This is a genomic window from Streptococcus sp. 2022WUSS037 (genome assembly GCF_044427225.1).
GTDB lineage: Bacteria > Bacillota > Bacilli > Lactobacillales > Streptococcaceae > Streptococcus.
This window is the reverse complement of record NZ_JAOTGJ010000020.1, coordinates 1-12617: the sequence shown is the minus strand read 5'-3', so window position 1 is coordinate 12617 and position 12617 is coordinate 1. Positions and strand designations below refer to the sequence as shown.

Genomic DNA, 12617 nt, shown 5'->3' with positions numbered 1-12617 from the left:
TTGTTATTATAATTCTACTTGCTTGTCTGCCATTTTTACAAATGGAATATAGGTTAGTGTCCCTATTGCCAAACAAACAACTGAAAGAATAATCGAACGCCAATCGAATGCTGTCGAGAAGAATCCATACAATATCGGAGGCATAACCCAAGTAACATTTTGAGTTACAGGGGCAACCAAGCCCCAAGCTGACGCAAGATAAGCAACCGCTGTCATCAAACATGGTCCTAGAAGATATGGAATAAACATAATCGGGTTCAGAACAATAGGGAGACCGTAGTTAACCGGCTCACCGATATTAAAGAGAACAGGACCAAGACCCAACTTCGCAACTTCTCTATAATGCTTGTTTTTAGATACAATAAAGATTGCCAAGACCAGTGCCAGCCCATCAAACCAGACATAAGCTCCAAACGAGCCGCTGTTCCAGAAATATGGAATGGCCTCTCCCGCTTGATAGGCTTCTAGGTTCGCAAGCATGGCTACCCCAAACAAACCCTCCATGACAGGTGCCAATACATTTCCTCCATGAAGCCCAAAGAACCAGAACAACTTGTTCAGCAGTACAATCAGAATCACTGCGAAGAAACTTTGTGATAAGCCTAGGAGAGGCACTTGTAACACCTTGTAAACCCATTCAATAAAGGTATCTTGACTCAACAAATTGAAGACATAAGTGAAAATCCCCACGGTATACATAGCTAGGAAACCAGGAATAATGGACATAAAGGGCTTGACAATACCTGGCGGAACAGAATCTGGCAATTTGATGACCCACTCTTTGTTCATGGCTTTACAGAAAACAATTGAGGCTACAAAACCAATGAAGATTGCTGTGAAATATCCTCTAGCATTAATCTGTGCACCAGATAGGACACCGCCAATGGTAACTGTTAAATCTGACCCCGATACTTCTAAGCCCGCCACTCCTTCTACGATACTTGCTAAATCAACATCTCCAAGATTTTCTAACGTAAAGGTCTTGGTAATGGAATTGCCAATCGAAATAACAAAGGATGCTAAAGCCACCAAACCTGCTGAGGTAGTATCTGTTTTGTAAATTTTAGCAATATTTACACCTAAACAAAAGATAAAGAGTAAGGAAACAATGGGGATACTTCCCTTAAACACCAACCAGTTGATATCTACCAACCACTGGAACATCTCTGTAATTTGAGGCATCCCAAACTGGTCTGGTAGGTCAACTAAAAAGGCATTGATCAGTAAAGCAATAGAACCTGTCATAATAACAGGCATGGTTCCCACAAACGAGTCCCTAAGTGCCACTAAAAACTTCTGATTTCCAATCTTGGCTGCAATTGGTGTCAGTTTTTCCTGCAATCGATCCAAACTATTTTTCATCAGTCTGTCCTTTCTTTTTTATTGTTTTCTACAATTTCCTTCCGCAGAGCAATAATTTCCTTTGCTAAGTCAACAAAGCAGATGCTGGTCATCAGATGGTCTTGACCATGAATCATCAGCAAACCAGTCTTCATTTCCTGGCCTGTCGCCTCCTGACTAAGTAGTGAAGTTTGTACCTTGTGAGCTTGTAATAAAGCTTGTTCTGCTTGAGTGATTCGGGCTTGGGCTTCTACAAAATCTTTTTCTTTTGCCGCAGTTATCGCCTCAAAAGCACAGCTTTTTGCCTCCCCACCATAGGCAATCAATGACATGATAACTTCTAATTCTGTTTCCTGATACATCTTTTATCCTCCCATTAAGGATTCCGCAGTTTCTAGGACCTTATCCCCTCTCATCATTCCATAGTCTGTCATAGGAATCGCCACGACTGGAATCCCTAAAGGAGCTAGTTTTGCTTCGAATTCTGCTAACATGTACCGCACCTGTGGTCCTAACATGAGAATATCTACTGTTTTATCAGCAAGAATTTCTTCTGCTTCCATGGCAGATACGGCAAAAATTTCCCGTTCTAAAGCAGATGCTGTCGCCACTTGTTGCATTTTCGTCACCAAAAGACTGGTACTCATACCCGCTGCACAGACTAGCATAATTGTCTTTTTCACTATCGTTCTCCTTATCGTTTGATTGAACGAGCCATACGCGATACGGTATGCCGAATACCTCTAATCGCCTTGCTCAGAGCGTAAATATTTTCAACCGGGGCTAGACCACCATAGCCTGCATCTCCTATATGCTGTATATCTACTCCACACATTTTATTTTGAAGAGCAATCGTCTTAATCGTATCAGGATCCGAACTTTCCTGACTGGTTCCGATGGCACTCATTACCAAACCTCCCTGCTGATGAACACGCTCTACAATCATCCGCATATCTGCTTCAGATAGGGAAGGAACCGTACCGACAGCTGGAATAAGAATAATATCTGCCCCAGCAGCTAAAAACTCGTCTGCCAAGTCTGGCGTCGTCAAAGTTTCACCAATACCCGCTCCATGCATTTTCCCTGCAATAATAAGCCCTGAGAAAATTTGCCTTGCTTCTACCAATATCTCTCTAATGGTATGGTTGCTGACACCTGAACCTGGATTACCTGTTAGACAGATAAAATCAAAGCCCAACTCCTCAGCCCTTTGAAGGCTTTCTACTGTTGCCTGACGCCCCTTCACGAGACCATTGTTTTTTAAGCTCTCATAACTTGCATCTACTGGTTCTAAATTGACCCCAATAGGACAGGCAACCAAGGAGCGTAAGTCTGCTACAAATGTATCTGTTACAGTTCCCATTCCACTAACAAAAGGGGAAAACACATCAACTCCATTCAGCAAGATAAGATCTGCACCAAAAGCTCTAGCAATCTCTGCATTGGTTAAGTCATCAACGAATGCTTCGCGAAACGCTACATTTTCCGATAATACTACTCTCCCTTCACTTTCCAAGATACTCTGTTTTAATTCTTTAGCAGACATCTTGACAATCTCCGAAGGATTAGCACTAATCAACCGTGTCATTTAATCTCCTCCTTTAATTATAATTTGAAATCAATTACCGCTTTTGTTTCCTCTTATTTGTTTTATTTGATTATATTTTATAATTTTATGAAAAGATTGTCAATACATTTGCTATTTTTTTGATAATTTTTTATAATCAATTTGCATCATGTAGTTAAGGAGTTATTTTTTATATGCACTCAAAAAATCAATTAAAACTCCGTTCAAAAATTTTAGAACAAATTTATGTCCAGGGACCAATCTCCCGTATTGACATCGCTAAAAATACTTCCATTACACCTGCTACAACCAGCAGTATTACGGCTGACTTAATACAAGAAGGTTACATCAGGGAAATTGGCGAAGAAGAGACTTCGATTATCAAAGCGGGACGGAAAAAAATCCTTCTACGGATTGAAGAAGATAAAGCGTGCCTCATTGGCGTTGAACTCTCTGAAAAATACTTGTCTATCGTGGCAACAGATAGCAAAGGAAATCTTCTGAGGGAACAGACTGCTACCTTATCAAATAAAAAGATAAGAGAAGAAGGAAGCCAACTAATCCTCGACCTCCTTCTCCCTTTTATTGATTCCCTACCAGAAAAAGCAAAGCTAACCGCAATTGGTATGGGCTTGCCAGGGCGTTATCTTAATGATTTCCGCATCACAACAGACAATCCTCTCTGGCAACATTTTAACTTAAAAGTAGTAGCTGATGCCCTTCCCTATCCTATTTATTTTTCAAACAATGTGAATTGCATGAGTTTAGCCCAGCGCCTATTCTTCAATCAAGGAAAAGACCTTAATTTTGTCTTCTTTCATTTTGGAAGAGGCATGCATTGCTCCTACATGTACAATGGAGCTATCTATGGCAAGCATAATAGTATTATTGGAGAAATCGGCCATACTGTTGTGCAGCCAGATGGCGAACTGTGTTCCTGTGGTAAACGCGGTTGTCTCCAAACCTACGCCGGGGAAACTTGGCTTATCAGAAAAGCTCAACTTTTGTATCAAAACGCAGACCAGAGTTTATTACCAAATCTTGTTCAGGATCCAGAAGACATTCGTTTAGAAACCTTATTAACAGCTTATGAACTAGGGGATGCGGCTACTATACACCTACTCAATACCGCCTTAAAATATCTCGCACAGTCTATTTTAAACCTTAATATGCTCATTGATAGTCAGGTTATTTATCTACACAGCCCCCTCCTTCTGAATGAACAATTGGTAAACCTACTCAAACACCTTATCCACTTAGAACCAAAGGTATTAGCTACCCAAGAAACGCCCCCTGTCCACATTGTCCCGTATAGTATTCTAACAGGCGCACGGGCCGCGACTGCCCTAGCTCTATATAAGGGATTGCTAGAATATTAACTGTTGCTATGCAAAAAGCTCGGATTAACCGAGCTTTTCTTTGTTTCTAATCTTACACGAACGAACTTTAGCCTGGAGGGACTGCTTGAAAAATCCAGCAGGTAAATTTTCTCTCGCTTCTACCAACATCAGCGAATGATACCGCTGCAAATATTCATCGCATTCCTCACACCAATGCTGGTCTGATTCATCCCAAAAGGCCACCATTGTACCATTTTTACTCTGCTTTTTAGGGAACTTTTCTGACAATCGTACCCATTCCTTCTGAAATGCTTTTAAGGCATCTTCATAACGATCAAAGGCTACCTTACTAACAATATCTTCTTCCCAACCATCTAAAAACCACCAGGGTTCAAAATCTCCATACATTTTAATCACTTGATACATAACACATACTTCCTTTTTCGTACACATTATACCGAAAGCAATTGAATTAAGAAAATATTCTGCTTGTTAATTCCTTATCAAGTTATGTATGCGTTTTATTTCCGAATAATTAGAAAAACACATCCCTCTAAGAGAGAGATGTGTATTAAATCTTATTCAGTTGCAGTCTCAAGATTTGCTTCTGCTGCAAGTTCTTCAGCTACTGTGTCTTCAATGATTTCAACTTCATTGATGGCTTGTGGTTCAAGATTACGGTAGCGGGCCATACCTGTACCTGCTGGGATAATCTTACCGATAATAACATTCTCTTTAAGACCGAGAAGGTTGTCACGTTTACCACGAATAGCTGCATCTGTAAGAACGCGAGTTGTTTCTTGGAAGGATGCGGCAGACAAGAACGAGTTGGTTTCAAGGGACGCTTTTGTGATACCCATAAGAACTGGACGAGCTGTTGCCGGAATACCACCTGCAATAACCACGTCAGCATTGGCATCTGTAAAGTCTGTGATATCCATGAGGGTACCCATGAGAAGATCTGTGTCACCTGGATCCATGACACGAACTTTACGAAGCATTTGACGAACCATTACCTCGATGTGCTTGTCTCCGATTTCTACACCCTGGCTACGGTAAACTTTTTGAACTTCAGAAAGAAGGTAAGTTTCAACCGCCAAAACATCACGGACTTCGAGCAAGCGTTTTGGTTGGATAGAACCTTCGGTAAGGGCTGCACCACGCGCAACTTGGTCACCCACTTCAACCTTCATACGGGCTGTAAATGGTACCACGTATTCGCCTTCACCAGTTACACCTTTAACAAAGACTTTCTTGGTACGAGTAGAAGCATCTTCTTCAATAGCGATAACTTCACCTTTAACCTCAGTGATAACCGCTTCCCCTTTCGGATTACGGGCTTCAAAGATCTCTTGGACACGAGGAAGACCCTGTGTGATATCGCTGTTTGAGGCTACACCACCCGTGTGGAAGGTACGCATTGTAAGCTGTGTACCAGGCTCACCGATAGATTGGGCAGCAATCGTACCGACTGCTTCACCCACTTCAACCGCATCACCTGTCGCCAAGTTGATACCGTAACAATGACGGCAGACACCGTGACGGGTGTTACATGTAAATACGCTACGGATGGTTACTTGTTCAACACCTGCATTGACGATTTCACGGGCAATATCTTCCGTAATCAATTGGTTTGGACCAATGATAACGGCACCTGTTTCAGGATGTTTAACAGTTTTCTTAGTGTAACGACCTTGCAAACGCTCTTCAAGTGGCTCGATCATTTCCTTGCCATCTGTGATTGAACGGATGGCAAGACCACGGTCTGTTCCACAGTCGTCTTCACGAATAATAACGTCTTGGGCAACGTCAACCAAACGACGAGTCAGATATCCTGAGTCGGCTGTCTTCAAGGCCGTATCCGTCATACCCTTACGGGCACCGTGAGTTGAGAAGAACATTTCCAATACAGAAAGACCTTCACGGAAGTTAGACAAGATCGGCAATTCCATGATACGTCCGTTCGGAGCTGACATCAGACCACGCATACCGGCCAACTGGGAGAAGTTGGAAATGTTACCACGGGCACCAGAGTCCATCATCATAACGATTGGGTTCTTCGGATCTTGTTTTTCAACCAGACGTTTTTCCAATTTTTCCTTAGCTGAACGCCATTCATCTGTAACAGCTGCATAACGCTCATCGTCAGTAATCATACCACGGCGGAATTGTTTCTTGATTTGTTCTACACGTTCGTGAGATTCTTCAATGATTTCAGCCTTGTTGTCGATAACTGGGATATCGGCAATCCCCACTGTCAAACCAGCGAGTGTTGAGTGATAGTAACCCAAGTCTTTCAAACGGTCAAGCAGGGCTGATGTTTCAGTTGTACGGAAACGCTTGAAGATTTCAGCGATGATGTTGCCAAGATTTTTCTTCTTGAATGGTGGGTTGATTGGCAATTCTGCAATAGCAGCCTTGATATCTGATCCTGGTTCCAAGAAGTATTTATCTGGAGTTCCCTCTGTCAAATTGGCATTGTTTGGCTCTTGCAAGTATGGGAGACCTTCAGGCATGATCGCGTTGAAGAAGATTTTACCAACAGTTGTCATCATAACCTTATGTTTTTGGTTGTCTTTCCAAGGCTTGTCTAGGCTATCTGTTGCAATACCAACACGAGTATGCAAGTGAACATAGCCGTTGCGGTAAGCCATAACAGCTTCATCCGCATCCTTGAAGACCATGCCTTCACCTTCACGGCCAGCATCTTCCATGGTCAAGTAGTAGTTACCCAAAACCATATCCTGAGATGGTGTTACGACTGGTTTACCATCTTTAGGGTTAAGGATGTGTTCTGCCGCAAGCATAAGGATACGTGCTTCTGCTTGTGCTTCTTCTGACAATGGAACGTGAATCGCCATCTGGTCACCGTCAAAGTCGGCGTTGTAGGCTTCACAGACAAGCGGGTGCAAACGAAGGGCTTTACCGTCGATCAGAACTGGCTCAAAAGCCTGGATACCCAAACGGTGAAGGGTCGGTGCGCGGTTCAAAAGAACTGGGTGTTCTTTGATCACTTCTTCCAAGATATCCCAAATACGGTCATCTCCACGTTCAATCAAACGTTTTGCAGCTTTTACGTTACCAGCAATATCACGGGCAACGATTTCGCGCATGACAAACGGTTTGAAGAGTTCGATAGCCATTTCGCGTGGCACACCACACTGGTACATTTTCAGCGTTGGACCAACGGCGATAACAGAACGTCCTGAGAAGTCAACACGCTTACCAAGCAAGTTTTGACGGAAACGTCCTTGCTTACCTTTCAGCATGTGGCTGAGTGATTTAAGCGGACGGCTACCTGGTCCTGTGATTGGACGACCACGGCGACCGTTGTCAATCAAAGCATCCACAGCTTCTTGGAGCATACGTTTTTCGTTTTGTACGATAATTCCTGGAGCATTAAGTTCCAAGAGACGAGCCAAACGGTTGTTACGGTTGATAACACGGCGGTAGAGTTCGTTCAAGTCAGATGCGGCAAAACGGCCACCATCCAACTGAACCATCGGACGCAAATCTGGTGGAATAACTGGAAGGATGTTGAGAATCATCCATTCAGGCTTGTTACCAGATTTGTAGAATGCATCGAGTACATCCAAGCGACGAACTGCTTTAATGCGTTTCTGACCAGAAGCTGTTTTCAATTCTTCTTTCAAGGCTGCGATTTCTTTTGGAAGATCGACTTGTTTCAAGAGGTCCTGGATGGCCTCAGCACCCATTTTGGCAACGAATGAACCATAGCCATATTCACGCAAGCGCTCACGGTACTCGCGCTCAGTCATGATAGACTTGTGCTCAAGTGGCGTTTCTTTTGGATCGATGACCACATAAGCCGCGAAGTAGATAACTTCCTCAAGCGCACGTGGGCTCATATCCAAGGTCAAGCCCATACGGCTTGGAATCCCTTTGAAATACCAAATGTGTGAAATTGGTGCTTTCAACTCAATGTGTCCCATACGCTCACGACGTACTTTTGCACGAGTCACTTCAACACCACAGCGGTCACAAGTAATCCCTTTATAACGGATACGCTTGTATTTACCACATGAACACTCCCAGTCTTTTGTTGGACCGAAGATGACTTCGTCAAAAAGTCCATCACGTTCTGGCTTGAGTGTACGATAGTTGATTGTTTCAGGTTTTTTAACCTCACCGTAAGACCATGAACGAACCTTACTTGGTGAAGCTAACGTGATTTGCATACTTTTAAATCGATTTACGTCAACCACTAATAATCCCTTTCTTTTCTTGTGAGAGGCTGGATTCCCAGACCTCAAATTCTTGAACAATAATCAGCAGAATGGATAGCTGGTAAGCTATTTTTCTATAAAACAGACGGTGGAAGACTGTTGGTCCTTATCTCTTTCGATTCTGAGATTTGGACCAACTTGTCCCATCCATTCTCATTATTCTTTGCCTTCTGCTTCTTCTGCTGCAAAGGCTGCGGCTGCATCAGCTGCGGCTTTTGCACGTGCTTTTTCAAGATCATCTACGTGGATGATGTCATCATCTTCACCTTCATCAAGGTCACGCAATTCTACTTCATTGTTGTCTTCATCAAGGACACGCATATCCAAACCAAGTGATTGCAATTCTTTGACAAGAACGCGGAAGGATTCTGGAACACCTGGTTTTGGAATTGGTTTACCTTTGGTGATGGCTTCATAGGCTTTCAGACGACCTGTCACATCATCTGACTTGTAAGTCAAGATTTCTTGAAGGACGTTTGAAGCACCGTAGGCTTCAAGGGCCCAAACCTCCATCTCACCGAAACGCTGACCACCAAACTGAGCCTTACCTCCGAGTGGCTGTTGGGTAACGAGTGAGTATGGTCCGACTGAGCGGGCGTGAAGTTTATCATCAACCATGTGGTGAAGCTTGATCATGTACATGACACCGACAGATACACGGTTGTCAAATGGCTCACCTGTACGTCCATCGTAAAGAATGGTCTTGGCATCTGAGTCCATACCTGCTTCTTTAACAGTTGACCAGAGGTCTTCTGAACTTGCACCATCGAAAACTGGTGTTGCGATATGAATGCCCAAGTTGCGAGCCGCCATACCCAAGTGAAGTTCCATAACCTGACCGATGTTCATACGTGATGGCACCCCAAGTGGGTTCAACATGATATCAACTGGTGTTCCGTCTGGAAGATATGGCATATCCTCAACCGGTACAATACGTGAAACGACACCCTTGTTACCGTGACGACCGGCCATCTTATCTCCGACCTTGATTTTACGTTTTTGAGCGATGTAAACACGAACTAACATGTTAACACCTGATTGCAATTCATCACCGTTGGCACGAGTAAAGATTTTCACATCACGAACGACACCATCGGCACCGTGAGGTACACGAAGAGATGTATCACGTACTTCACGTGACTTGTCACCGAAGATAGCGTGCAAGAGGCGCTCTTCAGCAGAAAGATCTTTTTCACCTTTTGGTGTGACTTTACCAACAAGAATGTCGCCCTCTTTAACTTCCGCACCGATACGGATAATACCCATTTCATCCAAGTTGCGAAGAGCATCTTCACCAACGTTTGGAATTTCGCGAGTGATTTCTTCAGGGCCTAACTTGGTATCGCGTGTTTCTGACTCGTATTCTTCCAAGTGAACAGATGTATACACATCGTCTTTCACAAGGCGTTCAGACATGATAACCGCGTCCTCGAAGTTGTAACCTTCCCAAGTCATGTAGGCAACGATAGGGTTTTGACCAAGGGCCATTTCCCCACGCTCCATAGAAGGACCATCTGCGATGAAATCACCTTTTTCAACGACATCGCCCAATTTCACAAGGGTACGTTGGTTGTAGGCAGTACCTGAGTTTGAACGACGGAATTTCTGAATGCTGTAAACATCCAAGGAACCATCTTCACGACGTACTTCTACCTTGTCCGCATCTGCGTAAACAACCTTACCATCATGTTGGGCAATAACTGCCGCACCTGAGTCATGGGCTGCCTGGTATTCCATACCCGTACCAACGTAAGGTGCTTTTGGATCAATCAATGGAACAGCCTGACGTTGCATGTTGGCACCCATGAGGGCACGGTTGGAGTCATCGTTTTCCAAGAAAGGAATACATGCTGTCGCAACGGCAACTACCTGTTTAGGCGAAACGTCCATGAAGTCTGCTGAATCTGCTGGGAACTCTTGGTTATTACCTTGGTGACGTCCCATTACAATCTTATCAACGAAACGGTTGTTTTCATCAAGTGGTGAAGTTGATTGTGCTACGATGTAGGCATCTTCTTCATCCGCTGTCAACCAAACGATTTCGTTCGTTACTGTACCTGTTGCACGGTCAATCTTGCGGTATGGTGTTTGAATGAAACCATACTTGTTGAGGTGACCATAAGAAGACAAGTTGTTGATCAAACCGATGTTAGGTCCCTCAGGCGTTTCAATCGGACACATACGACCATAGTGAGTGTAGTGAACGTCTCGAACCTCATAGCCAGCGCGGTCACGAGTCAAACCACCAGGTCCCAAGGCTGACAAACGGCGTTTGTGAGACAACTCAGAAAGTGGGTTGTGTTGGTCCATGAACTGTGACAACTGGGATGAACCAAAGAATTCTTTGATGGCAGCTGTAACAGGGCGGATATTGATGATTTGTTGTGGCGTCAATACTTCATTGTCTTGAACAGACATACGCTCACGCAAGTTACGCTCCATACGAGTCAAACCGATACGTACTTGGTTGGCAAGCAATTCACCAACGGCACGGATACGACGGTTACCCAAGTGGTCAATATCGTCAACGCGACCAAGACCTTCAGCCAAGTTGAGGAAATAGCTCATTTCAGCCAAAATGTCTGCTGGAGTGACAATACGCACATTTTCAGCTGGATTAGCATTACCAATCACCGTCACAACACGTTCTGGATCTTTAGGTGCCACAATCTTGAATTTCTGCAAAAGAACCGGCTCAAGAAGAACAGCGTTGTCATTTGGAATGTATTCTACAATGTTCAACTCGTCGAATTGTGCTTCTACTTTTTCAAGCACATCACGAGTCAAGACAGTACCTGCTTCTAAGACGATTTCACCTGTTTCACCGTTAATCACGTGTTCAGCAAGTGTTTGGTTGAGCAAACGAGTACGAAGGTTGAGTTTTTTATTGATTTTATAACGACCAACAGGTGCCAAGTCGTAACGACGTGGGTCAAAGAAACGAGCTGTCAAGAGGCTACGAGAGCTTTCAGCTGTCTTTGGTTCACCTGGACGAAGGCGCTCATAGATTTCCTTGAGGGCTTCATCTGTACGAGAATCTGCTGGGTTTTTGTGAATATCTTTTTCAATGGTATTGCGAACCAATTCGCTATCACCGAAGATATCAAAGATTTCATCATCACCTGAGAAACCAAGTGCACGCACCAGCGTTGTGAACGGAATCTTACGTGTTCGGTCGATACGAGTATAGGCAATATCCTTAGAATCTGTTTCCAATTCCAGCCAAGCTCCACGGTTAGGGATAACCGTTGAACCATAACCTACTTTACCATTCTTATCTACTTTATCATTGAAATAGACACCTGGTGAACGCACCAACTGAGAAACGATGATACGCTCTGCACCGTTGATGATGAAAGTACCCATTTCAGTCATGATTGGAAACTCACCAAAGAAGACTTCCTGAGTCTTGATTTCGCCTGTTTCCTTATTGACAAGACGGAAAGTCACATAAATTGGAGCAGAATAGTTGGCATCGTGTGCACGCGCCTCTTCCAAGGTATACTTAGGTTGCTTCAGCTCATAACCAACAAATTCCAATTCCATGGTATCTGTAAAGTTTGAAACTGGAAGCACATCTTCAAAGACTTCTTTCAAACCATAGTCAAGAAAATCTTTAAATGAATCCGTTTGGATTTCAATCAAATTTGGTAAATCAAGAACTTCCTTGATTCTTGAAAAACTACGACGGGTACGGTGCTTACCGTACTGAACTTCATGTCCTGCCAAGTTAATTCTCCTCTATTTTTCTATTGATTTTTCTGCAAAATCAAACACATTTGCCTTTTGTTAGAATTTTTAGAATCTTTAAGAATAGGTAACAATTCTCAAAAAAATTCCTCATAGACACAAAAAGAGCAGCTAAATCTTCCTTTGAAAAAGTTTGATTTAACTGCTGCAAGCCTTGTTTGGACAATATTTCAAACAAGACACACGACAAATAATTTACACTATTATAGCACAAGTACTAGGAAAAATCAAGGTGAATCATTATTCGAATCATTCCCGTAGTTCGTATTTTATCCAATTTGTTACCGTCCAAAAGAAGATTCTAACGACTTTCCTTATCTCACAATTGGTCTACAATATTCGCTAGTGCCCTTTTTTCCAATAAAATGCAAA

At 43.2% G+C, this 12617-nt stretch carries 8 protein-coding genes; 1 reads left to right on the top strand and 7 read right to left on the bottom strand.

Going from position 1 to position 12617, the window contains the following annotated elements; genetic code table 11:
* Nucleotides 1–6: 6 nt before the first annotated feature.
* The 4 genes from ODU55_RS07655 to ODU55_RS07640 are packed head-to-tail and all read right to left on the bottom strand — an operon-like array spanning nucleotide 7 to nucleotide 2929.
* Nucleotides 7–1362 carry a PTS sugar transporter subunit IIC gene (locus ODU55_RS07655; RefSeq protein WP_398582460.1) on the bottom strand — a complete coding sequence of 452 codons (1356 nt, stop codon included), beginning with the start codon at nucleotides 1360–1362 and terminating at the stop codon, nucleotides 7–9.
* Nucleotides 1362–1703 (bottom strand): PTS lactose/cellobiose transporter subunit IIA, encoded by a 342-nt coding sequence (locus ODU55_RS07650; RefSeq protein WP_398582459.1) that lies wholly within the window; start codon nucleotides 1701–1703, stop codon nucleotides 1362–1364. Before ODU55_RS07650 ends, ODU55_RS07655 begins: the two co-directional genes overlap by 1 nt.
* A gap of 3 nt (nucleotides 1704–1706) precedes the next feature.
* Complete coding sequence (locus ODU55_RS07645; RefSeq protein ID WP_398582483.1) at nucleotides 1707–2027, bottom strand: PTS sugar transporter subunit IIB; 321 nt, start codon at nucleotides 2025–2027, stop codon at nucleotides 1707–1709.
* Between the two features lie 8 nt (nucleotides 2028–2035).
* Nucleotides 2036–2929 carry a haloacid dehalogenase-like hydrolase gene (locus ODU55_RS07640; RefSeq protein WP_398582458.1) on the bottom strand — a complete coding sequence of 298 codons (894 nt, stop codon included), beginning with the start codon at nucleotides 2927–2929 and terminating at the stop codon, nucleotides 2036–2038.
* A gap of 173 nt (nucleotides 2930–3102) precedes the next feature.
* Between ODU55_RS07640 and ODU55_RS07635 the strand changes: the two genes are divergently transcribed.
* On the top strand, nucleotides 3103–4287 hold the full coding sequence (locus ODU55_RS07635) for an ROK family protein (RefSeq protein ID WP_398582457.1): 1185 nt from the start codon (nucleotides 3103–3105) through the stop codon (nucleotides 4285–4287).
* A 24-nt stretch (nucleotides 4288–4311) separates the two neighbouring features.
* Here the strand turns inward: ODU55_RS07635 and ODU55_RS07630 are convergent, their stop codons facing one another.
* The 3 genes from ODU55_RS07630 to rpoB form a co-directional block, all read right to left on the bottom strand.
* Nucleotides 4312–4674, bottom strand: coding sequence for a DUF1033 family protein (locus tag ODU55_RS07630; protein WP_398582456.1), 363 nt, complete (start codon nucleotides 4672–4674; stop codon nucleotides 4312–4314).
* 152 nt (nucleotides 4675–4826) lie between these two features.
* The gene (gene rpoC / locus ODU55_RS07625) at nucleotides 4827–8474 is read right to left on the bottom strand and encodes a DNA-directed RNA polymerase subunit beta' (RefSeq protein ID WP_398582455.1); all 3648 of its coding nucleotides are present in this window, start codon (nucleotides 8472–8474) and stop codon (nucleotides 4827–4829) included.
* A 177-nt stretch (nucleotides 8475–8651) separates the two neighbouring features.
* Nucleotides 8652–12224, bottom strand: coding sequence for a DNA-directed RNA polymerase subunit beta (gene rpoB, locus ODU55_RS07620; RefSeq protein WP_029186887.1), 3573 nt, complete (start codon nucleotides 12222–12224; stop codon nucleotides 8652–8654).
* Nucleotides 12225–12617 lie beyond the last annotated feature (393 nt).

Excerpts from the sequence above, each read along its gene's own strand:
- ODU55_RS07655 (WP_398582460.1), bottom strand. The coding sequence starts at position 1,362 with ATGAAAAATAGTTTGGATCGATTGCAGGAAAAACTGACACCAATTGCA.
- ODU55_RS07650 (WP_398582459.1), bottom strand. The coding sequence starts at position 1,703 with ATGTATCAGGAAACAGAATTAGAAGTTATCATGTCATTGATTGCCTAT.
- ODU55_RS07640 (WP_398582458.1), bottom strand. The coding sequence starts at position 2,929 with ATGACACGGTTGATTAGTGCTAATCCTTCGGAGATTGTCAAGATGTCT.
- ODU55_RS07635 (WP_398582457.1), top strand. The coding sequence starts at position 3,103 with ATGCACTCAAAAAATCAATTAAAACTCCGTTCAAAAATTTTAGAACAA.
- ODU55_RS07630 (WP_398582456.1), bottom strand. The coding sequence starts at position 4,674 with ATGTATCAAGTGATTAAAATGTATGGAGATTTTGAACCCTGGTGGTTT.